The following is a 26,283-nucleotide window of genomic DNA, read 5'->3' on the forward strand; positions in this document are numbered from 1 at the left end:
TATGCAATGTATGGATGAAGGGACGAGCGTCGATGCGCGCCGAGAAACTGAAGTTCCACTTGGTGATGGCCGGGTGCGGTGGCTTTGTGGTGCTGATGCTGGCCGCGCTGGCCTGGGTCTGCCTGCAGCCGCAGACGCTGGATGTGCAGGCCGCCGAGCGCCACGCCATCGAGCAGTGCGTGCAGCGCAGCGAGGATCCGGCGCGTAGCGAGATCCAGCGCCGCGCGCAGGCCGACTCCTGCCGCGAGATGCGCAAGCAGTACGTGCACAAGTTTGGCGGAGACGCGTCCTGATGGGCGCAGCCGCGCCGCGCCGCCGCTGGCTGCTGCCGATGATGATCGCCCTCGCCTGCCTGTTCATGGCCGGCGTGGCGGCGGCGTTGTGGCAGTACTTCGGGTACAGCGCGCAATCCACCTTCACCGAACAGGCCATCGTCTTCGACGACTCGCAGCTGCGCCTGCCCGCCGATCTGGCCGGTGACACCGGCCGTATCCGCGTGGTGCATTTCTGGGACCCGGCGTGCGGCGTGTGCAACCGCGAAACCGGCGCACACCTGAGTTACCTGATCAGCATGTACCGCCGCGCCGGCATCGACTTCTATGCGATCCGCCGCCCGGGTACCCACGGCGAGCTGCCCGAGCCACTACGCAGCAAGGTGATCCACCTGCCGACCATCGATGGCATCGAACACATCCCGGCCAGCCCTGCGGTGGCGATCTGGGACCGGCACGGCCATCTGGCGTACGCCGGCCCGTACAGCATCGGCATGGTCTGCAACTCGGCCAACAGCTTCGTCGAACCACTGCTGGACAGACTGGTACGCGGCGAGACCGTGCGCCCGAAAGGACTGCTTGCCGTGGGCTGCTACTGCCCGTGGCAGGCCAAGCGCTGAGGACGCGCAATGACTTCACCGAGGCTGGCCGGCGCGACCGCCGTAAACAACAACGGCGGTCACCTGTCCGAACCGACCGATGGTTATGGACAGGCTCCCGCCGTTGGAAGCAACGATACGCCCCGACATGCCCCCTACATGCCGCGACCGGATGTCGCAGCGCGCGAATGGGTGCAGGACGTGCTCGCGCACACTGGGCCGATCTACCTGCGCATCGTCAATTCGCTGGAACGCACGGTGCGTCGCGGCGGCCTTGCACCAGGGCAACGCCTGCCTTCGCAGCGCGCGTTGGCGCTGCAGCTCGGTGTCGACCTGACCACGGTCACCCGTGCCTTCGATGAAGCACGCAAGCGCGGCCTGATCGAGGCGCGTGGTCCGCAGGGCAGTTTCATCGCACCGCCCAAGGCCGGCTTCGAGCAGGTGGTGGACCTGAGCATGAACGTTCCGCCGGTGCCCGATGCCGATGCGCTGGCCGAGACGCTGCGCCGTGGCGCCGCCGCCGTACTTGCGCGCAGCAACGCGCCGAACCTGATGACCTACCACCTGGGCGGCGGCAACCCGACCGATCGCCATGCCGCGGCGCGCTGGCTGCGGCCAATGCTGGGCACCGTGGACGACAGCTGCCTGCTGCTGACCGAAGGCGCCCAGGTCGCGCTGGCGGCGATCCTGCTCAGCCAGAGCCGCGATGGCGATGCGATCCTGTGCGACACGCTGGTCTACCCGGGGCTGCTGCAGGCAGCGGCCGCACTGGGCCGGCGCCTGCTGCCGGTGAACAGCGACGAACACGGCATGTGCCCCGAGGCACTGACCCGGCAGGCACGCGAAAGCGGCGCGCGGCTGGTCTATCTCAATCCCACCTGCCAGAACCCGACTGCATTCACCCTGCCGCCGCAGCGGCGCGAAGCGCTGGCGCGCATACTGGAACGCGAAGGCCTGCTGGCGATCGAAGACGATCCGTACTGGCACCTGGCCGAGGACGCGCCGACACCACTGGCAACCCTGGCGCCGCGCCACGTGTTCTACGTGGCCACACTGTCGAAGGTGATCAGCCCCGGCCTGCGAACCGCGTTCGTGCAATGCCCGGATGCGGCGCATGCGGAGTCGATGACGGCCGCGCTGCGGGCGACCCGCTTGATGGGTCATCCGCTGGTGTCGGCGCTGGCCAGCCAGTTGTTGCTGGATGGCTCGGCGCAATCGTTGCTGGCACAGGTGCGCAGCGAGGCGCGTGAGCGCGTGCGCATGGCGCGCTATCTGCTGGCGCCGTCGCTGCTGCAGCGCGCCGAGGGCCTGCATGCCTGGTGCCGCGTGCCGGCGCCGTGGACCGATGCCACCTTGGTGCGCACCGCGCAGCTGCAGGGGCTGGCCATTGCGCCGTCATCGGCGTTCTGCCCGCCCGGGGTGCTGCACCAGAACGGCGTGCGGCTGTCGCTGGGGCTGGCGGCGGACCGCCGGCAACTGGAAAGTGCGCTGCGGCGGATTGACCGGTTGTTGTTGTCGGATGCGTTGCCGGCGATCGAGCGGTAGGTGGGGAACATCCACGCCATGCGCCGACGGAATGTGCCAACCAAGGTTGGCACCCACCAAAGCAGGGTCAGGCCAGGGCGGAGAGCGCTTGCACCAATGCATCCATCTGCTCCGGCCGGGTGAACACTGACGGCGTCACCCGTACGCATGCACCGGAATCGAGGCCGTCGCGGTGCGTGGTGAACACCCGATGCTCATCCAGCAGGCGCTTCTGCAGCGCGATGTTGTCGGCCGTGCTGGTGCGCCCGCGCAGGCGGAAGCTGGCCAGCGCACTGGCCAGCCCCGGGTCCGGCGAGGACAGCACTTCGATATGTGCCATCTGCCGTGCCGGCGCCGTCCAGCGCTCGCGCAGGTAGCGCAGGCGCGCCTGCTTGTTGGCCGCACCGATGCGCTGGTGCAATGCGATCGCTTCCGGCAGTGCCAGGTAGGCAGCGAAGTTGACCGTGCCGGTGTGCACCCGGCTGCCCACGCGGCCATCGTCGGTCTCGCCCATGTACGGGTCCAGATCCGCCACGCGGCCCTTGCGCACGTACATCGCGCCGACGCCGACCGGCGCACCGATCCATTTGTGCAGGTTGATGCCGACGAAGTCGGCTTTCAGGTCCGGCACCGCGTAGTCAATCTGGCCGAAGCCGTGCGCCGCATCGACGATCACATCGATGCCCCGAGCCCGCGCACGCTCGGCGATTTCCGCCACCGGCAGCACCAGCCCGTGGCGATGACTGACCTGGGTCAGCAGCACCAGCTTCAGCCGCGGCAGGCCCGCGAACGCGGCCTCGTAGGCCTGCAGGATCTGCGCGTGGTCCGGCACCGCCGGCAGTACGATGCGCTCCACCTGCACGCCGCGGCGCTGCTGCAGCCAGCGCATCGCGCCGATCATGCTGTCGTAGTCGATGTCGGCGTACAGCACCTGCTCGCCGGGCTGCAGGCGGTTGTAGCCGCCGATCAGGGCCAGCATCGCCTCGGTGGCACCGCGGGTCAGCGCAATCTCATCGTCCGCCACGCCCAGCAGTTCGGCCACCTGCCGCTGCACCGCCATGTACTGCGCCGGGAACTCACGGCGGCCATACCACGCGTTGCCATGGTTCACCTCGGCTGTGTGGCGCTGGTAGCTGGCCAGCGTCTCGCGCCCCATCGCGCCCCAGTAGCCGTTCTCGAGGTGGTTCACCTCGTCGGTGATGTCGAAGTGGCTGGCCACCGCGGACCAGTAGGTTTCATCGTGGGCCAGCTTTTCCGGTGCCACGGTCTTCGCGGGTATCTGCATCGGGCCAGCGTAGCGCGCGGCCGCCTGCGCAGGCAGTGAAGGCAGTACAGCGGCGGCCGGCAGCAAGGTGCCGGCGCGCAGCAGGGAACGACGGGTGCGGTCCATCAGAAGCTCAACCGGTACTGTGCGTACAGGTTGGCACCATCGGTGTCGTACGGCGCGTTGCGCGAGTAGACCAGGCCACGGCTGGCCTGGAAGGTGGCCTCATCCGGATAGCGGTCGAACACGTTGTCGGCACCCACGCGCAGGCTGTGGTGTTCGTTGATGCGATAGCCCACGGCCAGGTCGAGGAAGCTCATCGCGCCGAAACGCTGGTAGATGTCGCCCGCTGCATTTCCGCTGGAGTCGGTCCAGGCGCCGTAGTAGCGCATGCGCGCCATCAGCGACCACGCGCCGATGTCCCAGCTGCCGGTCAGGCTGCCCTTGTGCTCGGGCAGGCGGTCTTCGAACAGCACGCGCTGGGTCTCGTTGGTGGCCACCGAAGTGCTGCCATTGTCCACGCGGGTGCGGTTGTAGTTGTAGGCCAGGGTCAGCGTCATGCGGCCCGCGCCGAGGTCACGCAGGTAGTTGCCGACCACGTCCACGCCGGTGGTGGTGGTGTCGAAGTCGTTGGTGAAGTAGTTCACCGAGGTGTAGCCCAGCGGGTTGGGCGTGCCGGCCGGAATGGCGAAGCTGGCCGACTGGCTGAAGCGGTCGGTGAGCTTGATCTGGTACACATCCACCGAGCCGGACAGGCCCAGGTCGGTGCGCCAGGTCAGGCCCAGCGACGCGGTACGCGATTCTTCCGGCTTGAGCGGCTTGGCACCGAGCAGCTGGGCCAGCGGATCATTCGGCGACAGGCGACCGCTGGTGAAGATCTGCAGCGTGCGCGTGTCCAGGCCCTGCGTGGTGCTGGTGGTGTTGAGCTGCGCCGGCGTCGGTGCACGGAAGCCGGTGGACACGGTACCGCGCAGGGCCACGTCCGGGGTGATCGCAAAGCGCGCCGAGAGCTTGCCGTCCAGCGTACTGCCGAAGCTGGAGAAGCCTTCATAGCGACTGGCCGCGCCGATGCTCCAGCGCTCGCCCAGCGGCACCTCCATATCCAGATAGGCGGCCTTGCTGCGCTGGCTCCACTGCCCGGCCTGGCTGGCCGAGAAGCCCGGTGCGCCGTTGGAATTGGCTTCCAGGCCCGCGGCTGCGCCCGGACCCACCGCATACGAGGCGGGGTCACCGGCGCGCACCTGGTAGGTCTCCTGGCGGAACTCGCCACCGAAGGCGACGTTGATCGGCTTGGCCAGCGCGGCCACGTCCCACTCGTAGTTGAAGTCGGCGTTGGCGTTCTTCTCGGTCTGGGTCAGGCGGCCGAGATCGAACGCGGTCGGGCTGGCCGGGCCGAGCGAGGCGTTGATCGAGTTCTTCAGGCTGTAGTCGATGGCGTTGCGGCCATACGACGCGCTGACATCCCAACGCAGCTTGGGCGTGATCTCGCCACGCAGGCCACCCACCAGCTGCAGGTCGTTCTGCGTGTTGCCGTACTGCGGGCTGAAGCCCACCGGATAGATCGAGCGCAGGTTCCAGCCGGGGAAGATCGTGGTCGTACGGTAGGCGCCGGTGGTGGTATCGGGGTTGCGCCAGTTGAAATCGCTGACGCCATCGCTGTGGCTGTACAGGCCGAAGGCATAGAGCTCCAGCGTGTCGCTGGCGTTGCCCTTCACGTTGAAGCCGACGCGGCGGCTTTCAAGGTCCGGCTGGCCCCAGCGCTGCACCGGGTTCGGCACCTCCAGGTCCGGATGTGCAGCCTGGAAGGCGATGGCATCCGGGCGCTGGCGGGTGCGCGAGGTGGCATCGGAATTGGACGATTCGGCGAACAGCACCAGGCTGCCGTAGTCACCCAGTGACCAGCCGGTGCGCGCACTGAAGTCGCGCGAGGCACCGTCGCCCTGCGCATACTGCGAATAGCCGGCGGTGATCTCGGTACCGGGGCCATCCTCGAGAATGATGTTGATGACGCCGGCGATGGCGTCCGAGCCGTACTGCGCCGACGCACCATCGCGCAGCACTTCGATGCGCTTGATCGCACTGGTCGGAATCTGCGCCAGATCGGCCGCCTGCGCACCGCGGTTGCCCAGCAACGCGCTGCGATGGAATCGGCGGCCGTTGACCAGCACCAGCGTCTGGTCCGGCGACAGCCCACGCAGGGTGGCCGGGCGCACGAACACCTGGCCGTCGGCCATCGGCAGGCGCTGCACCACGAACGACGGTACCAGCTGGGCCAGCACGTCCTTCAGGTCGGTGGATTCAACCGACTTGATGTCTTCGTTGGTGAACACATCCACCGGCGCCAGCGTTTCGAACTGGGTGCGGTTGGAGGCGCGGGTGCCGGTGACCAGCATCGCATCGAGCTGGGTGGGCGCCGCGCGGCTGCCCGCGGTGGCATCGACCGCATCGGCCTCCGCTGCGATCGCGCCTCCTGCGCTGGCCATGGAAAGGGCAAGGAGGATGGAACGCGAAAGCTTCGAACGATGCACGGCAGGGCTCCGGAAAGGCACGACAGGGCCAGCACCTGCGCAGGCACAACAGGGCTGGACAAGGCGCGCAGTCTCGGCGCGATCTGTGAAGGAGCCATGACGTCAGTACGACAGCTTGATGCCGCTGGAGCGCAAGAACTGCTAAACGCCGCGCCGCCCGATCCGCTACTGTGCCCGGCATCGGCTTCTGGGAACGGCGGGATGAGCGCGGCAGGCAAGGCATTGTGGTACATCGAAACCCACGCGGATTCACCACTGGCCCTGGCCGATATCGCAGCGGCGGCCGGGCTTTCGCCGTTCCACCTGTCACGCCTGTTCCAGGCCCGCACCGGCACCTCGGTGGTGCGCTACCTGCGGGGACGGCGCCTGAGCGCCGCCGCGCAGCGACTGGCCGAGGGTGCGGGTGACATCCTGCCGGTGGCACTGGCGGCGGGCTACACCACCCATGCCGCGTTCACCCGCGCCTTCTGCGAACAGTTCGGGCAGACGCCGGAGCGGGTACGCGAGAACGGCATCGCTGGATTGGCACTGGTGCAGGCAATACGCGTGGATGAAGCGCCGGCCGCCTGCACGGAAGCCCCGCGCCTGCTCGACACGCCCGCCTTCCAGGTCGCTGGCATCGGCATGCGCCACACCCGTGACAGCAGCGGTGCGATTCCCGGGCAGTGGGCGCAGCTCAACCGCGAATGGCCAGCGCCGGCGCCGATCAGCTTCGGCGTATGCTGCAACAGCGATGACGACGGCGGCTTCGACTACATCGCGGCACTGCCGGCCAGCGCGCTCTCGACTGTGCCCGCACACTGGCAACGCGTGGCGGTACCGGCGCGTCGCTATCTGGTGGCCTGGCACGGCGGGCACATCTCCAGTATCCGCTCCACCTGGTTCTGGCTGCTGGACCACTACCTTCCCCACTCGGGCCTGAGCCTGGCCGATGCGCCGGACCTGGAACGCTACGACGCCCGCTTCGATGAGCACACCGGCCATGGTGGCGTGGAAATCTGGTTGCCGGTGGACCAACGCCCTCGCTGACATGGAGTTGAAGATGCGCATGAAGGCCACTGTGCTGGCAACGATCCTGATGGGCGTGGCGACCATCGCCGCCGCCGACGAAACCGGGTTGGCCGGCGAACGCAACGGCACCACGACGGTGGACAGCGCCGCGGTGCGCGATGTGCAGCACCGCGACGCGCTGCGCTACACGGTCTGGTATCCGGCGCAGGCCGGCAGCCGCGAAACCGCGCTGACCATCGGCCCACCCGATGCACCCCTGTTCGACGTCGGACGTGCAGCGCTGGATGCACCGGTCGCAGGCAAGCGTCTGCCCACCCTGCTGCTCTCGCATGGAAATGGCGGCAGCGCGCGCATGATGGGCTGGCTGGGCACGGCGCTGGCGCGCGCCGGGTATCTGGTAATCGCGGTCGATCATCCCGGCAACAACGGCGCAGACGCGATGACCCTGCCTGGCAGCGTGCTCAGCTGGCTGCGCGCGGATGATCTGCGCGCCGCGCTGGCGGCGGTACAGGCCGATCCGGTGCTCGGCGCACACGTCGATCACAGCCGCTTGGGCGTGGTCGGATTCTCGGCCGGTGGCTACACCGCGCTGCTGGCCGCCGGTGCACGACCCGACCTGCAGCGGTTGCTGGCGTTCTGCCGTGCACATCCGGATGACGGCGTCTGCCGGCCCCAGCAGGAGGCCGCCACGCACACCATGGAAGCGCGCCGGGCCGCCGCGGCCTCCCCTGCACTGGCACCCTGGATCTCCCACTCTGACGACGCGCGCGCCCTTCCCGGCGTGCGCGCGGTGTTCCTGCTGGCACCCGCGATCGTGCAGGCGTTCGCGCCCGGGCAGCTGTCCTCGTTGCAGCTGCCGGTGTCGATCGTGCTGGGCGATGCTGACAAGGTTGCCCCGCCGACGAGCAATGGCGAAGTTGCGCAGGCATTGATTCCGGGTGCGAGGTTGCTGCGCCTGGCGGGTGTCGGCCACTACGATTTCCTGTCCACCTGTACGGCTGCCGGCGTGCAGCGGCTACCGGACCTGTGCACCGCTGCGGCGTCAAGGGCGGGAACCCACCGGCGGACGGTGGATGCAGCGACGGGGTTCTTCGACGCTGCGCTGCGTGAGCCGCACGATAACGAACCGTTGCATCTACGGTGACGCGTGCGCAATCCCCGCAGGATTAAACTCGGCGCATGCGCTCCACGGAGGATCGATCATGCGCCTGCTCCACCTGACCCTGCCGGTGTCCGACGTGGCCACCGTCGCCGCGTACTTCCACGACGTGCTGCAGCAGCGCGTGGTCGGCAACCACGTGCACGTCGGCTGGAGCACGATCGAACTGCAGCCCGCCGCTGATCACCCGGTCGGCGGCGTGCACCTGGCCTTCAACGTGCCGGACAACCGCTTCGGCGAGGCGATGGCCTGGCTGCGCGGGCGCACCCCCTTGCAGCGCAATCCAGCGGGGCTGGACTACTTCGCGCTGGAAAGCAGCTGGCAATCGCAGTCGGTGTACTTCACCGGTCCCGATGGCCTGATCCTGGAACTGATCGGGCGCCGCCGCCTGCCGGACAGCACGCGCCAAGGTGCTTTCCACGGCGGCGAGCTGACCTGCCTCAGCGAAGTTGGCCTGCCCAGCCACGATGTCGACAGCGTGCGCGAGCAGGCCAGCCAGCGGTTCGGCCTGCAGCCGATCAGCCCGCCATCGCCGCAGTTCGCGCCGATGGGCGACGACGAGGGCCTGCTGATCGTGGTGGCGGCCGATCGCCGCTGGTTCCCCGAGCAGAAGGATCTGCCCAACGCCCAGGGCCTGCAGCTGCAGGTCGGCGATGTGGGCGGCGCGGGTGTTGTGGAAGACGCTTCGCTAGGGTGGCGGGTGCAGGCTGCCTGAACTACCAGCTGCCCGACGCGCCGCCGCCGCCGCTGCGCCCGCCGCCACCGGACCAATCGCTGGAACTGCTCGAGGATGAACGTGACGACGCGCTGCTGGACGCGCTGCGAAAGCCACCGGATGAGCGCCGGCCGCCGCGTGCCCTGTCAGCCGGCAGCAGGGTGAAGATCCACACGAAGTACAGCACCAGCGTGCCCGCACTCCACCCGATCGTCGCCGCAAGGCGCGCCGCCGGCTCGGCCCGATCGATGGCCAGCAGTGCGAAGAGTGCGTAGCCGGCACTCAGCAGCAACAACACCGTGAACCTTACCGCGAAGCTGCTGCGATCCTTGTGCCAGCGCGCGCGGCCGGCCTGTACGATGAAAAACACCAGCATCGCGGCAATGCCTACGGCCAGGTCCAGCAACACGTGCAGGGCCAGGCTGGGCGGCAATTGGCCGCGCAGCAGCATCACCCCGAAAAACACCCCATTGGCCCCGAGCAGACCCAGCAATGCAACGCGCAGCCCCCGGCTGCGGCGCCAGCACCAGCCGAGCAGGCTCGCCACCGGTACGCACAGCGCCAGCACGAAGCAGAGCGCCGCCATTGCCTGGCGGGGTGCCCACAGCGCCGCCGCCAGCACGCCGGCAGCGATCACCACAGTCACCAGCACCGGGCGGCCCCAGGCCGGCAACCGCTTCGGTCGTGTCTGCGGCGTGGCGGCCGCACGCGATGTTCCGCGCCGGCGCTGGCGATGCCTGCGCGCGAAGTCGTCCGGCGTCTTTGCCTCGGGCCGCGAGGGCGGCGACCGCCACAGCCCGGCGAGGAAGCCGGCCAGCAGCGCCAGGGCAACCACCGAATCGGCGCTGCGCCAGTCCGGCGGCAGCACGTTGCGTGCCGACGGGTCTTCCCAGCCCGGCAACGCCTCGCCATCAATCAGCGCGACCACGACCTTCGTTCCATCCAGCAGCCCCTGGTCGAGGTCACCCTCGCGGAAGCGCGGCACGATCGCCTTGTCGATGATGCGCGCGGCATAGGCATCGGGAATCGCACCCTCCAGGCCATAGCCGGTCTGGAAGCGCACGCGGCGGTCCTGCACGGCCACCAGCAGCAGCACGCCATCATCGACACCGGCGCGGCCCAGCTGCCATTGCTCGAACACCCGCTGTGCATAGGCTTCGATGCCCTCGTCGCCAACCCGGTCGACCACCAGCACCTGCAGCTGCGCGCCGGTGCGCGCCTGCAGCTGTAGCGCCTGCGTGCGCAGCGCGTTGCGGGTGTCCGCCGACAGCGCATGGGCGGTGTCCACCACCGGATCTTCCAGCGCCGGCACCGCCTCGGCGGCCATCGCCATCATCGGCAACAGGCACAGCAGCAACAGCCCTACCGTGGCCCAGGTCCGCCTGACCGCGCGCAGCCCGCTCATGCGCCCTGCCCCTGTTCGATCCGCGCATGCAATGCCCGCAGCTGTGCGGCCAACTGGTTGAACACCTGCAGATCGGCATCCACCAGGGCCGGCCAATCCGGCGCCTGCCCCAGCAGCTGTGCCATCTGCTCGTTCGGCGCGCGATCAAAGCCTTCGCCCAGCACGGCCAGATAGCGCTGGCCGAACCGCTCCGGGTCGCGCTGGTCCTGCACGTAGAGCTGCACGGCCAACAGCCCTGCATACAGGTAGTTCACCAGATAGTTCGGGTCGTCATACATCAGGCGCTTGCCGATCCAGCTGTTGCGCAGCTGCGGATAGTGCTCCGGATCCTGGCCGAAGCGCGCCAGCACCTGGCCGGTCAGCGCATCCAGGTCATCGGCGGTACCCAGCGTGTTGTCGGCCACGCCCCGGTAGATCGACTGTTCCAGCTGCGCCTCCTCGGACGCGGTGAACAGTTGCAGCAGCATGTCGTCCAGCAGCGACTTCAGGTAGTAGGCCTTGGCCCGCGGGTCCTGCGCCTGCTGGTACAGCTGGTCGCGGAAGCGCAGTTCGTTGTAGATGGCGAACGCCTCGGTCAGCCATGGGCTGCCATTGCGCTGCAGCGGCGACGCATGGCCACGCTGCATCCACTCGCCATGCAGCGCGTGACCGGCTTCGTGCGCGATCTCGACATCGCTCTCCAGCTCGCCGCTGCGCACGCCGACGAACAGCATTGCCGGTACGCCAGGTGCGCTTACCGGGAAGGCATCCAGGCTGCGGTCACCGCGCTCGGTGGCCAGGTCCATGCGCCGGTTGGCCGGATCGAGCAGCGCGCGCAGCTCGCCGACATATGCCGGGCCCAGGTGCTGCATGGCATCGGCGGCGGTGTCGCGCAGCTGCGGCAGCGTCAGCACCGGCGGCGCGTATCCGGCATCGGGCACCGTGGTATCCCAGAGCTGCGGCGCATCGATGCCCGAGCGCGCGGCGTGGCGCAGCAGCATCTGCTGGTAGGCGCGCCGATCGGCAGCGTGGCCTTCGATCGCCACCAGCGTGGCATCCACCGCCGCTGTATCCAGGCCCATGCGCTGGTAGCCACGCGCCGGGGCCGAGCCATCGCCCTGCAGGCGTGCAGCGGCATCGTTCACCTGCACCAGCCCCAGCAGTACCGAGGCCATCGGCTCCCGGCGTGATTGAAGACCTTGCCAGTAGCCCTTCCAGCCGGCCTCGCGCAACGCGCGGTCCGGATGCCGGGCCAGGGCCTGCTTGTCGTGCCCGGTATCCCAGTGCCGTCCATCGCGCTCGATCTGCGGGTATTCGGCGCTGCGCAGGATCTGCCCGCGCAGGCGCGCGAAGCTGTCCAGCGCCGGATCAGCCAGGGCGTCCACCGCCTCGTCCAGCGCGGCATCGGCCGGGATGGCGGCTTCCTTCAGCGCACGCGCGCGCAGGAACGCATACGGTGCCGCCCACGCCGCGTCCATGGGCGCCTCGCGCAGTGCTGCGCGGCCGGTACGGGCAATGCGGCTGCACAGCCCCATCACCTGGTCCAGCGCCTGTGCCGGCCGGTGGTCGCGCGCGTTGCGGGCGGCCTGCAGGTGCAGGTAGGCATGATGGCGCAGGCACTGTGCCTGCATGGCCTCGGCCTGCTGGAAACGTTGCGCGGGCGCAATGCCGGCCGCGTGCTGCAGGGCCTCCAGCTGCTTTTCCAGCGCATCACGCGCGCGCTGCTCGGCCGCGGCATCGGCGAAGTAGGCACGATCGTCGGCCTGCAGCGATTCCGCCCGGATACCGGTAAAGGGGGCCATCACCAGCACGACGGCCATGGCGGCGGTGATGGTGCGCATCCTGCGAGCCTGCATCGGCGTCTCCCTGCCTGGACCAGGCCTTGAGCCTAGCAGCCACTGCCGCCCCGCGCCTGTGCCGGATCAGGCGTCCTTCAGATCGACTCGTCCTCGCGCTTGACCAGCGTCCAGCACGGCGCCTGCGCGAAGGTGTAGGTCTGCTGGTCGCTGCTGTCCGGCGTGCGGATCTGCACCTGGCGCTGCCCATCGGCCAGCGCAGTGACCTGCATCTCGCGCCCCTGCCCTGCCAGCGCGGCGGGATCAGGCATCACCGGCCACTCGACGTCGGCCAGTGCCAGGCGGCTTTCGACCTTGCGCGGTTCCGGCTCGGCCTCGGCATCGATGTAGCTGTCCAGCAGCGGATCGGCGGTGGCCTTTTCCTGCAGCGCGATCTCGTGGCCGAAGTGCTTCAGGAACGCATCGAACTGCGGATAAGGGCATTCAGCACTGGCCGGCGCCGGCGCAGGTTGAACCGCTGCGGCCGTGGATGTCGGCGCGGGGGCGGCCGGTGCGGTTTCCGTGGGCGTTGGCGGCGGCTCGGGCGTGCAGGCAACCAGTGCCACGCCACAGGCCAGCGCCAGCACTGCGACAGAACGGTATCGACGCATGGGCTCATCCTGAATCCGGTTGGGTCGCCCCATGCTACCGCGCACCCTACACTTCCCGTATTCCGCCCGTCCGAGAATTCCATGCATCGCGTCCTGCTCCTGATCGGCCTGCTGCTACCTGCCCTGTGGCCGGCCGTGGCAATGGCCGTCGATGTCCGCGAAGGCGACCTGCTGTTCGTGACCGCCGGCCGCAGCGGCCTCAGCGCGGCCATCGACGATGCCACCGGCAAGCAGGGCGCGCCCAGCTTCGATCACGTCGCGCTGGTCGCTTCCGCACCGAAGGGCTGGGAGGTACTGCACGCCGACGAGAAGGGATCGCGCCGGCAGTCACTGCCTGCGTTCCGCCAGGACGCGCGTGCCAAGCATCGGCAGATCGTGGTCTATCGACTGCGTGCGCCGCAGCAGGCGACCATCAAGGATGCGGTCGCCACCGCACGCACGATGCTCGGCAAGCCGTACAACACGTCATACGTGTTGAATGAGGACAGCTACTACTGCTCGGACTTCATCGAACGCGCCTTCCGCGCGCATCACGTGTTCGCGCTGCAGCCGATGAACTTCCGCAATCCGCAGACCGGGCAGATCGCCCAGCACTGGGTGGACCTGTACCACGGCATGGGCATGCAGGTTCCGCAGGACCAGCCCGGCACCAACCCCAACGACATGTCGGCCGCGCCGGTGCTGCAGCGTATCGGCGTGCTGGAATAAGCGAAGCCCCGCACGAGGCGGGGCTTCACCGGTCACGCCGCGTACCGCGCGTGGTCATTCTTCTTCGTCGTGGCCGCCCTGCTGCTGGTTGCGCTCTTTGCGCTGCTGATCCTGTTGCTGCTGTTGCTGCTGGTCACGACGGCCCTGCTGCTGATCCTGCTGGTTCTGCTGACCCGGCTGCTTCTGGTTCGGGTTCTGGTTCTGCTGTGCCATGTCCGTTCTCCGAAAGCCACGCGCGAAATGCGGTGGACGGGGCCATCGTCCGCAGCGATTGGTTAATCACGCGTGCGTGGGCGGCTACATCTGTGTGTACGCGCGTGAATGAACACGCCAAGGCCCTTGCAGCACAAGCCCATGAAGGATTCATGCGGGTTCGGCATGTGCTCATGCCAGCGTCGGGGCAACGCGCATTCATGGCTGCCTCGGCCGGAAACGCGCGCTGAACGTGGCGGGTGTGCCCTGCTGCAGGGACACCCGCGCTGGATTCAGGGCATCACCGGCGGCACATACGCCAGGGTCATGCCCAGCAGCCACAGCAGGCCCAGCACCAGCGGGATGTGCACCAGCAGCTGGATGAAGGTGAAGCCGACGATGTCGCGTGCTTTGAGTCCCAGCACACCCAGCAGCGGCAGCATCCAGAACGGGTTGATCAGGTTCGGCAGCGCTTCGGCGGCGTTGTAGACCTGCACCGCCCAGCCCAGGTGCGCCTTCAGTTCGTTGGCGGCCTGCATCACGTACGGCGCCTCGATGATCCACTTGCCACCGCCGGACGGCACGAAGAAGCCCAGCACCGCCGAATAGACGCCCATCACCAGCGCGAAGGTATCGGTGCTGGCCACGTGCACGAACAGGCTCGACAACCGGTGCGCCAACGTCTGCCCGTCACCGCCGGCAGCGTGGGTGAGGATCATGGCGATGCCGCCGTACAGCGGGAACTGGATCAGCACGCCGGTGGTGCTCGGTACCGCCTTGGCCACCGCATTGAGGAAACTGCGCGGCCGCCAGTGCAGCAGCAGGCCCAACGAGATGAACAGGAAGTTGTAGGTATTGAGGTTGGCGATGGCGGTGACCACCGGCTTGTTGGCGAACTCGTTGAACAGCCAGCCGAACGCCAGCAGCGAAAGCAGCACGGTCAGCAGCGGGCTGTATTCGAGCCACTCGCCGGGACGCGTACGCCGCTGCAGCGGCTCCGGCTCGGCCTGCGCGGCACCAGGGAAATCCTCGGCGGTACGGGCGCTGCCGGCGGCCGGCGCGGTCAACCAGGCGATCAGCAGCGAGACCAGGATCAGCACCGCGGTCAGCGCGATCGACTGCCACAGGAAGATGGTTTCGGTGAACGGCAATACACCGGTGATCTCCACCAGCCCCGGCGGCATGCTGGCCGGGTTGGCCTGCAGCTGCGCGGCCGACGAACTCAGCCCCATCGCCCACACCGCACCCAGGCCCAGGTACGCCGAAGCGCCGGCCGCGCGGTAGTCCATGCGCAGTTCGGTACGGCGCGCCAGCGCACGTACCAGCAGGCCGCCGAACACCAGCGAGAAGCCCCAGCTGAGCAGCGAGGCCAGCATGCTGACCAGGCCCACGTACACCACCGCGCCACGACCAGTGCGCGGCACCCGGGCGAGGAAGTCGATGAAGCGCGCGACCACCGGCGCAGTGGCCACGGCATAGCCACCGATGACCACGAAGGCCATCTGCATGGTGAAGGGAATCAGGCTCCAGAAGCCGTCACCGAAGGCGCTGGCGGTAGCCTGGGGGGTCGAGCCGAAGCCCATCGCGGCCAGCGCGACGATGACCACGCCCAGCACCGCGAACACATACGCATCGGGGAACCACTTTTCCGCCCAGGCGGCCGAGCGCAACGCAGCGCGCGCCATCCAGCCGTCCTGTACTGCTGCCTTCGAGGCCATCATCCACCCTCCCAGGTTCGATCGCTCGATTCTGGGCGGTGGGGTGCAGGCTGTCAGCCACCTATTGGTCGTAGGTGGGAGGCTGGTCGCGCCGGCCGCTGGCCGGCAACCTCGGGATCGCACACGTGCACAGCCGGCCAGCGGCCGGCGCTACCTCACCCAGGGGTCAGCGCAGGGCCAGATCGACTGCGATGCCGGCAAACAGCGCGGCACCGACCCAGTTGTTGTGCAGGAACGCCTTGAAGCACGGCCCGCGCTCGCGGTTGCGGCAGATCCAGAACTCGTACACCACCAGCACGGTGGCCACGGCCACGCCGGCCAGGTAGTAGCCGCCCAGCCCGCCGCGCACACCGACCAGCGCCATGGTGGCCAGGAACAGCGCATACAGCACGCCCTGGATGACCAGATCGAGATCACCGAACAGGATTGCGGTGGAGTGCGAGCCCATCTTCAGGTCGTCCTCGCGGTCGACCATGGCGTACCAGGTGTCGTAGGCGGTGGACCACAGGATGTTGCCGGCGTACAGCAGCCAGCCCAGCATCGGCACCTCGCCCTGTACGGCAGCGAATGCCATCGGGATGCCCCAGCCGAACGACATGCCCAGGTAGACCTGCGGCAGATGGGTGTAGCGCTTCAGGTAGGGGTAGCTGGCGGCCAGGAACACGCCGATGAAGCTCAGGCCGATGGTCAACCCGTTCAGGGTCAGCACCAGCCCAAACGCCACCAGCATCAGCACCGCGAACAGGATGAGCGCAGCGCGGCCACTGATCGCGCCGGTGGCCAGCGGACGCGCCTTGGTGCGTTCCACATGCGGGTCGAGCCAGCGGTCGGCGTAGTCGTTGATGACGCAACCGGCCGAGCGGGTCAGCCACACGCCGGCGGTGAACACGAACAGGGTCCACAACGGCGGCAGGCCGCCGGCGGCCAACCACAACGCCCACCAGGTGGGCCACAGCAGCAGCAGCGTACCGATCGGGCGATCAGCGCGCATCAGACTCCAGTAATGCCGCCAACGCGGCGTCGCCGACGACTGCGGCGAAGTGAGGGGGGTATCAGCCATGCCGATAGGATACTCCTGCCCCTCCGGCAGGGCTTTGCCTGGCGGGGGGAGATTTGTTCGGCGAAACTGGATAGAATGCCCGTCCCGCACCGCTTCATGGCGCGGCGATGCCCGCCCCGGCACTGGTCGGCGGCGCGGCGGTTCTACAACGCGCCCGTAGCTCAGCCGGATAGAGTAGTGGCTTCCGAAGCCATTGGTCGGGGGTTCGAATCCCTCCGGGCGCGCCATCTTTACGTTTTTTGACAGATTTGACCCGTCTGCAAATGGCGAGGGCAAGTGACGGCGTGCCATCTGTCTCAGTGAATGAGACCTGCTTGGCACAAGATGAAGAGCCAAATTCGTTGTTCCTCCTACATTGGGTAGACTCAGCCCCATGGGAATCGCCCTGCCAGCTTCGGACGGCCTTGGCCTCGGCCTGTACTCATACGCCGATGCTGCGCGCTTCATTGGTGGCAAACCGTCCGAACTCAGGCGCTGGGTCAAGGGATACGAAAGCCGTTATCACGGTAATGTCCAGGCACACCCGCCACTGTGGTCGTCGCAGTGGGCGGGGTCGGACATTGATGGGATCGGCTTCCGCGACCTCATCGAACTCCGCTTCATACGTACGTTTGTTGCGTGTGGCGTACCACTTAATCTGATCCGACTGACCATTACCGAACTACGGGAGCGGCTGGGCAAGGACTATCCCTTCACCAGTACAACCTTCAAGACCGATGGTCGTCGCATCTTCATGGAACTTCTGGACGAGAGCGGCGATGGAGCGTTGGTTGACGTCGTGAAGAGACAGGACGTCATGCGCAAGGTCATCGCTCCCTCCTTGCGCGATGGAATCGAGTTGGGTATCGATGATCACGCAGAACGATGGTTCCCCATGAGGGGCTCAAGGGCGGTGGTGTTTGATCCGAAGCGAAGTTTCGGCCAGCCCATTCTCTCCGAGTCAGGCGTTCCCACGATTGCCATTGTTGAAGCGCTGCAAGCGGAAGGCGGCGACGAGCGGCGGGTCGCACGCCTGTATGATCTGCCTCTTGCTGCAGTCAGGAAAGCACTGCAGTTCGAAGGCCGAGAAACGCCTTGAAGGCGCAGATCGACGAGAATCTGCCGCCTGCGCTCGCCCGGGCCATCGACGCCATTGCGCGCAGTGATGATCACGAGGTTGTTCACGTAAGAGAGTTCGTGAAGCCCGGCACTACCGACCTCGAGTTGTTCGATGCCGCAATTCATCGCGGCATCCGCGTTCACGTCACTCAGGACCATCATCAGCGCAAACCTGCCGAACGTGAGGCTATCGCGCGGCTCGGTTTAACGGTTTTCGTACTGGCCAAGGGATGGAGCACGCTCAGCCACTATGATCGTACAGCACGCCTGCTCGAGTGGTGGCCCAAAATGATGCAACAAGCGCATCTGGTTCAACCCGGCGCCATGTTCCGCGTGCCGCACGCGAGAGCATCTGGCGGACGACTGGCACAGATCAAGTCGACCCGCTAAGCCAAACAACAACGCCGGGCATGGCCCGGCGTTGCATTCAGCTCAGTCGAGCATGGCTCGACTCCACAAAGAGCAGATCAGTACTTGCCGTCGAACGCGAAGATCGGCTTGCGCTGCTTCCACGCGCCGGCGGTGAAGTCCGGGAACTCCAGCGTCTGGAAACTGTTGGCGATCGACTGCTCGCTCAGCGGCGTGATCGCACTCCAGGTCACCGCATCGTAGATGTCGATCGGCATCGGCGCCTTGGCCTTCAGCGCTTCCACGAAGGCATGGATGACGAACCAGTCCATGCCACCATGGCCTGCGCTGGCGGCGGTGTCCGCGTTCTGCTTCCACAGCGGGTGTTCGTACTCGTCCTGGTACTTCTTGAACTCTTCCCACTGGTGCGGCGGGCTGCGGCCTTCAATATGGATCGAGTGGTTCACATCCATCCACAGGCCCTTGGTGCCCTGCACGCGGAAGCCCATCGAGTACGGGCGCGGCAACGAGGTATCGTGCTGCAGCAGGATGGTCTCGCCGTTCTCGCAGGCCAGCGTGGTGGTCACGACATCGCCCAGCTTGAACTTGACCTTGGTGCTGGGATGGGTGGTGCCGCCACTCTTGGCCACGGTGTATTCGTGCAGGCCGCGCGCCTTGGTCGCGAACGCATTGATGTGGGTGAAGCGGTTGCCGCGGTTGATGCCGGTGTACATCGCGCATGGGCCGATGCCGTGGCTGGGGTACAGCTCGCCGTTGCGCTCGACCGAATGCTCGGTGCGCCAGCGCGCTTCGCTCCAGCCCTTGGGGCCGAATTCCACGCCGCTGTCGTAAGGCTGGTTCGGATCGCCGGAGTTGAACTTCACGCCGCGCAGGTCGTGCTGGTAGCCGGCCTGCAGATGCACCAGCTCGCCGAACAGGCCCTGGCGCACCATCTGCAGTGCGGCCATCACGTCGCGGCGGTAGCAGACGTTCTCCAGCAGCATGTACGGGGTGCCGGTGCTCAGCTGGGTCTTCAGCACGTCCCAGTGGTCCTGCAGGGTGATGCCGGCCACCACTTCGCAGCCCACGGCCACGCCGGCCTGCATCGCGGCAATCGCCATCGGTGCGTGGTATTCCCACGGCGTGGCGATGATCACGCCATCGATGCCCTTCTGTTCCAGCAGGCGCTTCCAGGCGTTGGTGTCACGGTCCTGGCCATAGGTCTTCGGCGCCGGCTTGCCGGCCTTGCTGACCATGTCCACGGCGCGGCCGAGCATGATCGGCTCGATGTCGCACAGCGCGACCACTTCGACATCGTCGCGGCGCACCAGTTCCTTCAGCAGCACCAGGCCACGCATGCCGGTACCGATCATGGCCAGGCGCACCTTGCGCCCGCGTGCCCATGCCGGGGTCTGCGGCAGCAGGCTGCTGGCGGCGACAGCGGCGCTGGCCGCGATGAATTCCCTACGCTTCATGGCAAACATCTCTCCTCTAGGCAGCGTGCCGGCCGCAGCCGGCACGCCAGGTCACGCAAACGGAATTACTTGAACCGGTAGCCGATGGTCACACTGTAACCACGACCGAAGATGGTCGCGTAGTCACTGGAGTCACCCAGGAAGCTGTTCGGGTCATAGAACGGCAGGCGGTTGAACAGGTTCTTGACGGTGAAGCTCAGGTTCCAGGCATCATCCGGGCGCCAGGTGACGCTCATGTTGGCGGTCCACCACGACGGTGCACCGTCACACTTGCTCTTCTGCAGTGCCAGGTAACCGCCGGTGCAGGTTTCCTTGTTGTTGCTCACTTCGTCGACCTGGTCGGTGGCCCACTTGGTGCCGCCCACATAGTTGACGAACATGCTGGTGGTGACCTGCTTGTAGGTCCAGTCGGCATTGAGCGTGGCACGCAGGCGCGGGTTGTTGTAGTAACCCACCACATCGCCGTAGTACCAGCCGTTCTCCGCATCCATGTAGAAGCGGTTGCGGTTGGCGATGGTGGCGGCCAGGCCGATGTTCAGGTTGCCCCAGTCACCCAGCGAGAAGCGGCTGCGCGCATCGATGTCGAAGCCGTCGATCAGCGTCTTGCCGCGGTTCTTGTACTGGCCGACCACGCTGGCCACGTTGCCCGCCGAATAGCCCGGCAGGTTCGCCGGGCAGCTCACGCCGCTGGCCGGATCGGCGCACATTGCCGCCAGCTGCGCCAGGTTGGCCCGGTCGCTGTCGGTGATCGGCGAACGCGACATCGAGATGATGTCTTCCATGCGGCGGTAGTCCGGCGCAACGATCTCGTTGTTGCGGTAGATGAACCAGTAGTCGGCCGACACCGACAGCCAGCTGGCCGGCTCGTAGACGAAGCCGAGGGTGGCGATCTTCGCCTTCTCCGGCTTCAGGTCCTTGTTCGGCTGGGTCATGCGCGCCACGGTACGGCTGCAATCGACGTTCAGCAGGGTCTTGCCGAGGTCGACATCCCCCGGCCGCTGCGACTTCAGCAGCAGGTTGGCGATGGCGTTGGTCTCGTTGCAGCGCAGCTCGTCGCGGAAGCCGCCCAGCTGTGCGAACACGCCGCCGTTGCCGGACTCGGCCAGGCTCGGTGCGCGGAAGCCGGTGGAGTAGGTACCACGCAGCATCAGCTGATCGAAGGCTTGGTACTTGAAGCCGATCTTCGGCGCGATGTTGGCGCTGAAGTTCGGGTACTTGTCCACGCGCACCGCCGCATCCAGCTCCAGCTTGTCGGTGATCGGCGCCACGGTCTCGGCGAACAGCGCATAGGTATTGCGCTTGCCGTCGAACCACGAGCCGCCCTGCTGGGTGATCAGGCCGTTGGCCGCATCGGCGTTGCCCGGGGTGTAGAAGGTTTCGCGGCTGGCGTTGAAGCCGAACGCTGCACGCATTTCGCCGGCCGGCAGCTGGAACAGCGGGCCTTCGATCTTGCCGTCCAGGGTATGCAGGCGGGTCCACGACTGGATGTCGAAGGTCGGGAAGGCTTCACGGATCAGTGCGGCGTTGGCTTCGCTGATCTCGCCGAACTTGTACGCCGGATGATCGGAAATGATCACGCGGCCGGTGCCCGGATCGATCGTGTACGGGCCGAAGGCCTTCTCGAAGCCCTTGGTGTTGACGTTGATGGTCTGGTAGGTGGTGGAGTGGGTACCGGCGCTGGCGAACGCGGTCTCCCAGTTCCAGTCGCCCACGTTGCCACGCGCGCCGGCCAGCACGCGATAGCTCTTGTCGGTGTTGCGCTGGCCGAAGTAGTTGGCGCCTGCATCCTGCAGCAGGTACTGCAGGCCGACCACGCCGCCCATCATCGCCTTCATTTCCGGGCTGGCGTGGTTGTACTCGTTGTTCGGGCCCAGGAACGGATACAGGAACTGATTGACGTTGTTGCCGGTGTTGCGCGAGAACCAGCTGGTCGGGTTGCCGGTGGTGGTGCCGTAGGTGCGCGGGGTGCCACCGTTGGCGCGCAGGTCGATGTCGGTGTACGTCGCCTCGGCGAAGATCTCGGTGCTTTCGCCCACCAGGAAGGTGCCGTTGAGGTAGGCGGTGTTGCGCTCGGACTTGGCGCCGGCATCGATCTCGTTGTTCATCCAGGTTTCCCAGACGCAACGCGGGCCGGCCGCTTCACTGGTCAGCACGTTCTTGCAGCCCGGTGCCGCCTCCTGCACGCGGCGGCCGGTCACCGGATCAAACGCGAAGTAGCTGCCCGGGTTGAACTCGCCCGGCTTGCTGCCCACTCTCAGGCGCAGGTTGTTGAGGTAGTTCGGGTTGTTGACGTAGTACTGGTCCGGCCGCTTGTCGTAGAAGTCGCTCAGCGGAATCGCGTCGCGGCGGTACATGTTCACCGCGCCGTAGATGTTGAAGCGGTTCTCGGCCAGGTCGCCGAAGCCGGCGGTGATGCTGGCCTGGCGTTCGCCGTAGGAGTCGATGCGCGAGGAGGTGTCGTTGGTGAAGCTGACTTCGGCACCCTGGAAGTTGCGCTTGGTGATCACGTTGATCACGCCGGCCACGGCGTCGGTGCCGTACACCGCCGAGGCGCCGTCGGTCAGCACTTCCATGCGCTCGATGGCCGCAGCGGGAATCGCATCGATGTTGACGAACTGGGTCTGGAAGCCGGCCGGTGCACCGTAGTACGACAGGCGACGACCATTCAGCAGCACCAGCGTGCCCTGTGCACCCAGCCCGCGCAGGTTGGCCTGCGAAGCACCGTCGGAACCGGTGAACAGCGAACGCGCGTCCTGCTGTGCAGGGCGCGCGGCCGGCAGGTTGTCCAGCACCTGCAGCAGCGTGCGCGCACCCATGTTCTGGATGTCCTGCTTGCTGATCACCTGCACCGGCGATGCGGTTTCAACGTCGGTGCGGCGGATGTTGGAGCCGGTCACCTCGATGCGGGCCAGGTCGGTGGCCTTGTCCTTGCTCTCTTGTGCAACGGCAGGAACGGCGACCGAGAGCAGCACGCCGGCAATGGCCAGCGTCAGCGGAGCGATCGAGCGACAGGGGGGGCGGTGGTGGCGGGCGGGCAACATCGGGGTTCTCTCCTGGCAGGGGTGCGGCGCGAATGGTGGATCGGCGGGCAAAACGCTCCCGGGCCACGGCCAGCAGGGCCGTAGTCGGTATGGGCGGGGGGAGGAGCGGTGTTACGAGGCGGTCATGGGGCGACGATGCTGGCGGAGTCGCCCTCCTGGCCGATCAGCACGGCGTTGGCCCAGTTGGCACAGACCTGGGCGGGTTGGCTGCCCTGCGCACCCAGCGTGCGCAGGCTCAGGGTGGAAAGGCCACGGATGTCCAGCTCCGGTTTGACCACGCCGGGCGCCTTCACCAGGCCGCTGTCGTACAGCAGGCGGTTGTCGCCCCAGACCTGGAACTGCAGGCCACCGGCAGTGCGGCACGCGTCGTCGATGCCGAGGTCGGCGCGCAGCAGGTGCCAGCCGCCCTGCAGGCGCAGGTCGATGCGGCTGTTGGCGGCCACGCCCAGGCCACGACGGAACTGCAGGCCGTTCATGCGCATGCCGGCATCGCCACGGAACGACTGGTCGGCGCGCACCTGGCTGGCCAGCGCGGCCGGCACCGGCAGCTCGGAGAGATAGCGCTGCCGGGCCGGTCGCTCCGGTTCTTGGTGCTCGAGGATGTGGAAGGTGGACAGCGCGATCGGGCCGACGTCGCGCGGCTGCAGCGCATCGAAGGCGCGGGCACTGCCCTGTGCCGCGGTGACCATCGGGTCGGTGCTGCTGGCGCCGTCGCCCTCCGGGTTCTGCACGCTCAGCACACGGAACCGCAGCAGGCGGCCGGCATGCGCCGGGAAGTCGATGCGCTGCACGCCTTCCTTCAGCTGCAGGCGGCCACGGGCGATCGGCTCGCCCCACTCGCCATTGCTGTCGCCCAGGTACACCTCGTAGTCGCGCACCTGGCCGTGCTTCCAGTTCTTGTCGTTGCGCGGGGCGATGTCGATGCCATCGATCATCCTGCGCTCGCCAAAGCCGATCACCCACTCGTGTGCACCGGTGCGCACCGCCTGGTTGCGCACGCTGCGGAACCAGGTGGCGGGATCATCGTCGAAGGCGTTTTCCAGCGCATGGCCGGGCTCTTCGGCCGGGCGGTTGACCACCAGCAGGCTGTCGGCCGGCAGTTCGCGGCCGAGCACCGGCGCGGCGGGGTAGGCATCATCGGCGACGGCAGCGGCTGCCGCGAAGTCCAGCTGCAGCTGCAGCGGTTGGCGGATGTCCTGCGCGGTTGTGCGCACATGCAGCGTTCCGCGGCGCTCCTGGGCGTCGAAGTACCAGCCTTCGGCCGCAGTGTTGAAGGCGGCGGCATCAGCCAGCGCCGGCAGCGCGCGACCGCCGGCCTGCACCGCACGCGGCGCCTGCCGGCTGAGTACGCGCAGGCCATAGCGACGCTGCGCCAGCTGGCCGTTGTATTGGCCCTGCACCGCATCGATCTGAACCTGCACCGGGCCACTGCCCTGCGCCGGTGCCTGCACGCGGATCTGCTGCGTGCTCGATTCGCCCTGCTGGTAGCGGCGGGTGTTGCCATCGTCTTCGTACAGCGTGTACTGCGAATCGCCCTGCGGGTACAGGTCGAACGTCACTTCATCGAGAGGCTTCTCGCCGTCGAACAGCATCGACGGGTACATCGGCAGGATCGCACCGGCACGCACGAACACCGGCAGCGTGGCCAGGTCGACCTGGCGATCCAGCTGGCGTCCGTCGGCGGTGGCCTGCACGCGGCGGCCATCCCAGTAGTCAATCCAGCCGCCGGCCGGCAGGTGGATGTCGCGGCGCCAGCCACGACTGGCTGCCTGGCTGCGGTATACCGGCGCCACCAGCAGGTCGCGGCCGAGCAGGAACTGGTACTTGTAGGTCTCATCCTGCGCATGCGGATCGCGCGGGTTGTCCCACATCAGGCCACGCACCGGCGGCGCGCCGGTCTGCGCGGCCTCGTGCACCAGCCCATACATGTACGGGGTCAGGCGCATCTTCAGCTTCAGGTAATCGCGGTTGATGCTGCGGTAGGGCTCGTCGTACCACCACGGGTGCTTGCGCGCGTTCGACGACCAGCCGCTCATGCCCATCAGCACCGGGGTGAACGCCTTCCACTGCAGATCACGGGTAAAGGTCTCGGCGCTGCCGCCGAAGATCGCATCAACGTCGCCGCTGGCGTAGGCCATGCCGGACAGGCCCGAACCGACCAGGGTCGGCACGTGCCAGCGGATGTAGTCCCAGCTGCTGCTCTGGTCGCCGGTCCAGGCCACGGCGTAGCGCTGGATGCCGGCCCAACCCATCACCGTCCACAGGAACGGGCGCGAATCGGAATTGTCGAGGATGCCGTTGAATGCCTGGCGATTGGCGTCCATCGCGAACTGGTAGCCCTTGCCGGTCCAGGCCACGTCCAGCTTCTGCACGCGGCTGCCTGCCTTGCCCACTTCCCAGGCGATCTTGTCGACGCCGTTCTCGGTCCACAGGCCGGTGCGGAAGCCGTAGCCGGCCAGGCCCTTCACCGTTTCCGGCAACTGCTTGTAACCGCAGCCATACCCATCGTTGGGCAGGATCCAGCCACCGGGCATGTCGTGGGCGCGGTACTGCTTGGCCACGCTGTCGATCACATCGGGGGTGGTGCCGGTCGGGCCGTCGCTCCAGCCTTCGGGCACAGTGCCGGGCTTCTTGCTGTTGTCGCCGTCGTTGTAGCAATCGGCGTCGCCGTAGGACAGCGCCCAGCGCGCGACCATGTTCGGGCGGCCGGTCAGCTGGGTATAGCGTTCGATCAGCTTCGGCAGGTCGGCGCCGACGAAGTAGTAAGCATCGAAACGATCTTCGCGATGCAGCAGCGTGGCCTGGTCGGGCTGGCGCAGGTCGTAGCTGCCATCGCTCCAGGTGTTGCGCAGCATGCCCCAGCCACGGCTGCTCAGCAGCATCGGCGCCGGGCTCGGGCGGTCACCCTCTTCCCAGCCGCCGGAATAGGACACTTCCAGCTCGCGACCCTTGAACTGGTAGCGGCCGTTCTGCTGGCCACCACCGTAATAGCCTTCGTCGGCCTGCGAGGACAGCACCTGCACGCTCTGCGTGGCATCCAGGTCCAGCGGCTGCAGTTCCTGCCACAGCGCGGTGGGCTGGCCGTTGTCCAGGCGCTCCAGGCGCAGGCGCAACGGCTGCCGCTGCACATGCAGCACCAGCGCATCGGTACGCACGCGGATTTCCTGCGCGTCTTCTTCCAGCTGCGCCTTTACGTTCGCCTTCGGTTGCGGCAGTACGATCGGCGCGGCCTTGTCGCCGGCGCCGGTCAGCGTGCCATTGCGGCCGGCCTGCACGCGGATGATGTCGGTCGCCGGCAGTTCGATGCGGATGCGCGCGCCCTTGTCGGTCTGCAGGTCCCAGCCCTGCACGCCGTCGCGGCCGTTGCTGGCGGCCACCGAACGCAGGTTGCCGACCGGCTCTGCCCGGGCCGGCAGGGACGCCAGCATCAGCGCCGGCAACAGGGCCAGCATCAGCGGCGAGCGACGAACGCAGTTTTCCACGCGGACTCCCAACCCGTTCACCGGGCGTTTCGAAAGCGGTTGGGCCGACTCTAGGGCAGCGATTCGAAAGATGTCAACAAATTGAAAGGAAAAAGGAAGATATATTCCTTTGAAACGAAAGTTGTTGCGTCGCAATACTTTGTGTAATCGCTTGCAGGCGCCTGTTGAGTATTGTGCGATACGGCATCCAGCCTCTTCTTTCGTTTTCCCGCACGTCCAGCTCAAGGCAAACACGGCGTTATATTTTCTTTCTTTTTGC

At 67.1% G+C, this 26,283-nt stretch carries 20 protein-coding genes and 1 tRNA gene; 10 read left to right on the forward strand and 11 right to left on the reverse strand.

The features are described 5' to 3' along the window. Positions 1-14 precede the first annotated feature (14 nt). Genes O0J73_RS03560 through O0J73_RS03570 form a run of 3 tightly spaced genes read left to right on the forward strand, consistent with a single transcriptional unit; the run spans position 15 to position 2,416 of the window. On the forward strand, positions 15-293 hold the full coding sequence (locus tag O0J73_RS03560) for a hypothetical protein (protein ID WP_308308019.1): 279 nt from the start codon (positions 15-17) through the stop codon (positions 291-293). Beyond that, the gene (locus O0J73_RS03565) at positions 293-892 is read left to right on the forward strand and encodes a DUF6436 domain-containing protein (protein WP_006474882.1); all 600 of its coding nucleotides are present in this window, start codon (positions 293-295) and stop codon (positions 890-892) included. The genes O0J73_RS03560 and O0J73_RS03565 overlap by 1 nt, the downstream gene beginning before the upstream one ends. A gap of 9 nt (positions 893-901) precedes the next feature. Further along, positions 902-2,416 carry a PLP-dependent aminotransferase family protein gene (locus O0J73_RS03570; protein WP_308308020.1) on the forward strand — a complete coding sequence of 505 codons (1,515 nt, stop codon included), beginning with the start codon at positions 902-904 and terminating at the stop codon, positions 2,414-2,416. A 67-nt stretch (positions 2,417-2,483) separates the two neighbouring features. Here O0J73_RS03570 and O0J73_RS03575 read toward each other — a convergent pair whose 3' ends face one another. Beyond that, positions 2,484-3,785: an aminotransferase class V-fold PLP-dependent enzyme gene (locus O0J73_RS03575; protein WP_308308021.1), complete on the reverse strand. Its 1,302-nt coding sequence runs from the start codon at positions 3,783-3,785 to the stop codon at positions 2,484-2,486. Further along, entirely contained in the window at positions 3,785-6,187 is a 2,403-nt protein-coding gene (locus O0J73_RS03580; protein ID WP_308308022.1) for a TonB-dependent receptor, read from the reverse strand. Before O0J73_RS03580 ends, O0J73_RS03575 begins: the two co-directional genes overlap by 1 nt. 201 nt (positions 6,188-6,388) lie before the next feature. Here O0J73_RS03580 and O0J73_RS03585 point away from each other — a divergent pair, with 201 nt between their 5' ends. From O0J73_RS03585 to O0J73_RS03595, 3 genes are read left to right on the forward strand one after another with little or no spacing between them, the layout of a single operon-like run. After that, positions 6,389-7,216, forward strand: coding sequence for an AraC family transcriptional regulator (locus tag O0J73_RS03585; RefSeq protein WP_308308023.1), 828 nt, complete (start codon positions 6,389-6,391; stop codon positions 7,214-7,216). A gap of 13 nt (positions 7,217-7,229) precedes the next feature. Next, positions 7,230-8,342 (forward strand): alpha/beta fold hydrolase, encoded by a 1,113-nt coding sequence (locus tag O0J73_RS03590; protein ID WP_308308024.1) that lies wholly within the window; start codon positions 7,230-7,232, stop codon positions 8,340-8,342. Between the two features lie 58 nt (positions 8,343-8,400). Next, positions 8,401-9,072 (forward strand): VOC family protein, encoded by a 672-nt coding sequence (locus O0J73_RS03595; protein ID WP_006474966.1) that lies wholly within the window; start codon positions 8,401-8,403, stop codon positions 9,070-9,072. 1 nt (position 9,073) lies between these two features. On the opposite strand, the gene O0J73_RS03600 is transcribed toward O0J73_RS03595, so the two are convergent. From O0J73_RS03600 to O0J73_RS03610, 3 genes are all read right to left on the reverse strand, one after another. Then, a complete protein-coding gene (locus O0J73_RS03600) occupies positions 9,074-10,477 on the reverse strand; it encodes a TPM domain-containing protein (protein WP_308308025.1) in 1,404 nt (467 codons plus the stop codon). Further along, positions 10,474-12,312 carry a M3 family metallopeptidase gene (locus O0J73_RS03605; RefSeq protein ID WP_308308026.1) on the reverse strand — a complete coding sequence of 613 codons (1,839 nt, stop codon included), beginning with the start codon at positions 12,310-12,312 and terminating at the stop codon, positions 10,474-10,476. Before O0J73_RS03605 ends, O0J73_RS03600 begins: the two co-directional genes overlap by 4 nt. A gap of 77 nt (positions 12,313-12,389) precedes the next feature. Then, on the reverse strand, positions 12,390-12,902 hold the full coding sequence (locus tag O0J73_RS03610) for a hypothetical protein (RefSeq protein WP_308308027.1): 513 nt from the start codon (positions 12,900-12,902) through the stop codon (positions 12,390-12,392). 81 nt (positions 12,903-12,983) lie between these two features. Between O0J73_RS03610 and O0J73_RS03615 the strand changes: the two genes are divergently transcribed. Then, the gene (locus O0J73_RS03615) at positions 12,984-13,610 is read left to right on the forward strand and encodes a YiiX/YebB-like N1pC/P60 family cysteine hydrolase (protein WP_308308028.1); all 627 of its coding nucleotides are present in this window, start codon (positions 12,984-12,986) and stop codon (positions 13,608-13,610) included. Positions 13,611-13,664: 54 nt separating this feature from the next. Here O0J73_RS03615 and O0J73_RS03620 read toward each other — a convergent pair whose 3' ends face one another. The 3 genes from O0J73_RS03620 to ubiA all read right to left on the reverse strand — a co-directional run bounded on the left by O0J73_RS03620 (position 13,665) and on the right by ubiA (position 16,580). Further along, on the reverse strand, positions 13,665-13,823 hold the full coding sequence (locus O0J73_RS03620) for a hypothetical protein (RefSeq protein WP_014038817.1): 159 nt from the start codon (positions 13,821-13,823) through the stop codon (positions 13,665-13,667). Between the two features lie 272 nt (positions 13,824-14,095). Beyond that, positions 14,096-15,520 carry a TIGR00366 family protein gene (locus O0J73_RS03625; RefSeq protein WP_308308029.1) on the reverse strand — a complete coding sequence of 475 codons (1,425 nt, stop codon included), beginning with the start codon at positions 15,518-15,520 and terminating at the stop codon, positions 14,096-14,098. A 166-nt stretch (positions 15,521-15,686) separates the two neighbouring features. Next, entirely contained in the window at positions 15,687-16,580 is an 894-nt protein-coding gene (ubiA, locus tag O0J73_RS03630; RefSeq protein WP_006475017.1) for a 4-hydroxybenzoate octaprenyltransferase, read from the reverse strand. Positions 16,581-16,730: 150 nt separating this feature from the next. Here ubiA and O0J73_RS03635 point away from each other — a divergent pair. The 3 genes from O0J73_RS03635 (at position 16,731) to O0J73_RS03645 (ending at position 18,068) form a co-directional block, all read left to right on the forward strand. Next, positions 16,731-16,807 (forward strand) — tRNA-Arg (locus O0J73_RS03635). A gap of 146 nt (positions 16,808-16,953) precedes the next feature. Next, positions 16,954-17,658: a DUF433 domain-containing protein gene (locus tag O0J73_RS03640; protein WP_006475019.1), complete on the forward strand. Its 705-nt coding sequence runs from the start codon at positions 16,954-16,956 to the stop codon at positions 17,656-17,658. After that, positions 17,655-18,068 (forward strand): DUF5615 family PIN-like protein, encoded by a 414-nt coding sequence (locus tag O0J73_RS03645; protein WP_308308030.1) that lies wholly within the window; start codon positions 17,655-17,657, stop codon positions 18,066-18,068. Before O0J73_RS03640 ends, O0J73_RS03645 begins: the two co-directional genes overlap by 4 nt. A gap of 77 nt (positions 18,069-18,145) precedes the next feature. Here O0J73_RS03645 and O0J73_RS03650 read toward each other — a convergent pair whose 3' ends face one another. The 3 genes from O0J73_RS03650 to O0J73_RS03660 all read right to left on the reverse strand — a co-directional run bounded on the left by O0J73_RS03650 (position 18,146) and on the right by O0J73_RS03660 (position 26,024). After that, entirely contained in the window at positions 18,146-19,501 is a 1,356-nt protein-coding gene (locus O0J73_RS03650; protein WP_308308031.1) for a Gfo/Idh/MocA family oxidoreductase, read from the reverse strand. A gap of 65 nt (positions 19,502-19,566) precedes the next feature. After that, positions 19,567-22,542, reverse strand: coding sequence for a TonB-dependent receptor (locus O0J73_RS03655; protein WP_308308032.1), 2,976 nt, complete (start codon positions 22,540-22,542; stop codon positions 19,567-19,569). Between the two features lie 122 nt (positions 22,543-22,664). Further along, positions 22,665-26,024 carry a TIM-barrel domain-containing protein gene (locus O0J73_RS03660; RefSeq protein WP_308308033.1) on the reverse strand — a complete coding sequence of 1,120 codons (3,360 nt, stop codon included), beginning with the start codon at positions 26,022-26,024 and terminating at the stop codon, positions 22,665-22,667. Between the last annotated feature and the right edge of the window lie 259 nt (positions 26,025-26,283).

Source organism: Stenotrophomonas sp. Sm6012, from assembly GCF_030985895.1.
GTDB classification, from domain to species: domain Bacteria; phylum Pseudomonadota; class Gammaproteobacteria; order Xanthomonadales; family Xanthomonadaceae; genus Stenotrophomonas; species Stenotrophomonas forensis.

Excerpts from the sequence above, each read along its gene's own strand:
- O0J73_RS03610 (WP_308308027.1), bottom strand. The coding sequence starts at position 12,902 with ATGCGTCGATACCGTTCTGTCGCAGTGCTGGCGCTGGCCTGTGGCGTG.
- O0J73_RS03650 (WP_308308031.1), bottom strand. The coding sequence starts at position 19,501 with ATGAAGCGTAGGGAATTCATCGCGGCCAGCGCCGCTGTCGCCGCCAGC.
- O0J73_RS03585 (WP_308308023.1), top strand. The coding sequence starts at position 6,389 with ATGAGCGCGGCAGGCAAGGCATTGTGGTACATCGAAACCCACGCGGAT.
- O0J73_RS03575 (WP_308308021.1), bottom strand. The coding sequence starts at position 3,785 with ATGGACCGCACCCGTCGTTCCCTGCTGCGCGCCGGCACCTTGCTGCCG.
- O0J73_RS03625 (WP_308308029.1), bottom strand. The coding sequence starts at position 15,520 with ATGGCCTCGAAGGCAGCAGTACAGGACGGCTGGATGGCGCGCGCTGCG.
- O0J73_RS03600 (WP_308308025.1), bottom strand. The coding sequence starts at position 10,477 with ATGAGCGGGCTGCGCGCGGTCAGGCGGACCTGGGCCACGGTAGGGCTG.
- O0J73_RS03620 (WP_014038817.1), bottom strand. The coding sequence starts at position 13,823 with ATGGCACAGCAGAACCAGAACCCGAACCAGAAGCAGCCGGGTCAGCAG.
- O0J73_RS03595 (WP_006474966.1), top strand. The coding sequence starts at position 8,401 with ATGCGCCTGCTCCACCTGACCCTGCCGGTGTCCGACGTGGCCACCGTC.
- O0J73_RS03570 (WP_308308020.1), top strand. The coding sequence starts at position 902 with ATGACTTCACCGAGGCTGGCCGGCGCGACCGCCGTAAACAACAACGGC.
- O0J73_RS03640 (WP_006475019.1), top strand. The coding sequence starts at position 16,954 with ATGGGAATCGCCCTGCCAGCTTCGGACGGCCTTGGCCTCGGCCTGTAC.
- O0J73_RS03565 (WP_006474882.1), top strand. The coding sequence starts at position 293 with ATGGGCGCAGCCGCGCCGCGCCGCCGCTGGCTGCTGCCGATGATGATC.
- O0J73_RS03590 (WP_308308024.1), top strand. The coding sequence starts at position 7,230 with ATGCGCATGAAGGCCACTGTGCTGGCAACGATCCTGATGGGCGTGGCG.
- O0J73_RS03560 (WP_308308019.1), top strand. The coding sequence starts at position 15 with ATGAAGGGACGAGCGTCGATGCGCGCCGAGAAACTGAAGTTCCACTTG.
- O0J73_RS03605 (WP_308308026.1), bottom strand. The coding sequence starts at position 12,312 with ATGCAGGCTCGCAGGATGCGCACCATCACCGCCGCCATGGCCGTCGTG.
- O0J73_RS03655 (WP_308308032.1), bottom strand. The coding sequence starts at position 22,542 with ATGTTGCCCGCCCGCCACCACCGCCCCCCCTGTCGCTCGATCGCTCCG.
- ubiA (WP_006475017.1), bottom strand. The coding sequence starts at position 16,580 with ATGGCTGATACCCCCCTCACTTCGCCGCAGTCGTCGGCGACGCCGCGT.
- O0J73_RS03615 (WP_308308028.1), top strand. The coding sequence starts at position 12,984 with ATGCATCGCGTCCTGCTCCTGATCGGCCTGCTGCTACCTGCCCTGTGG.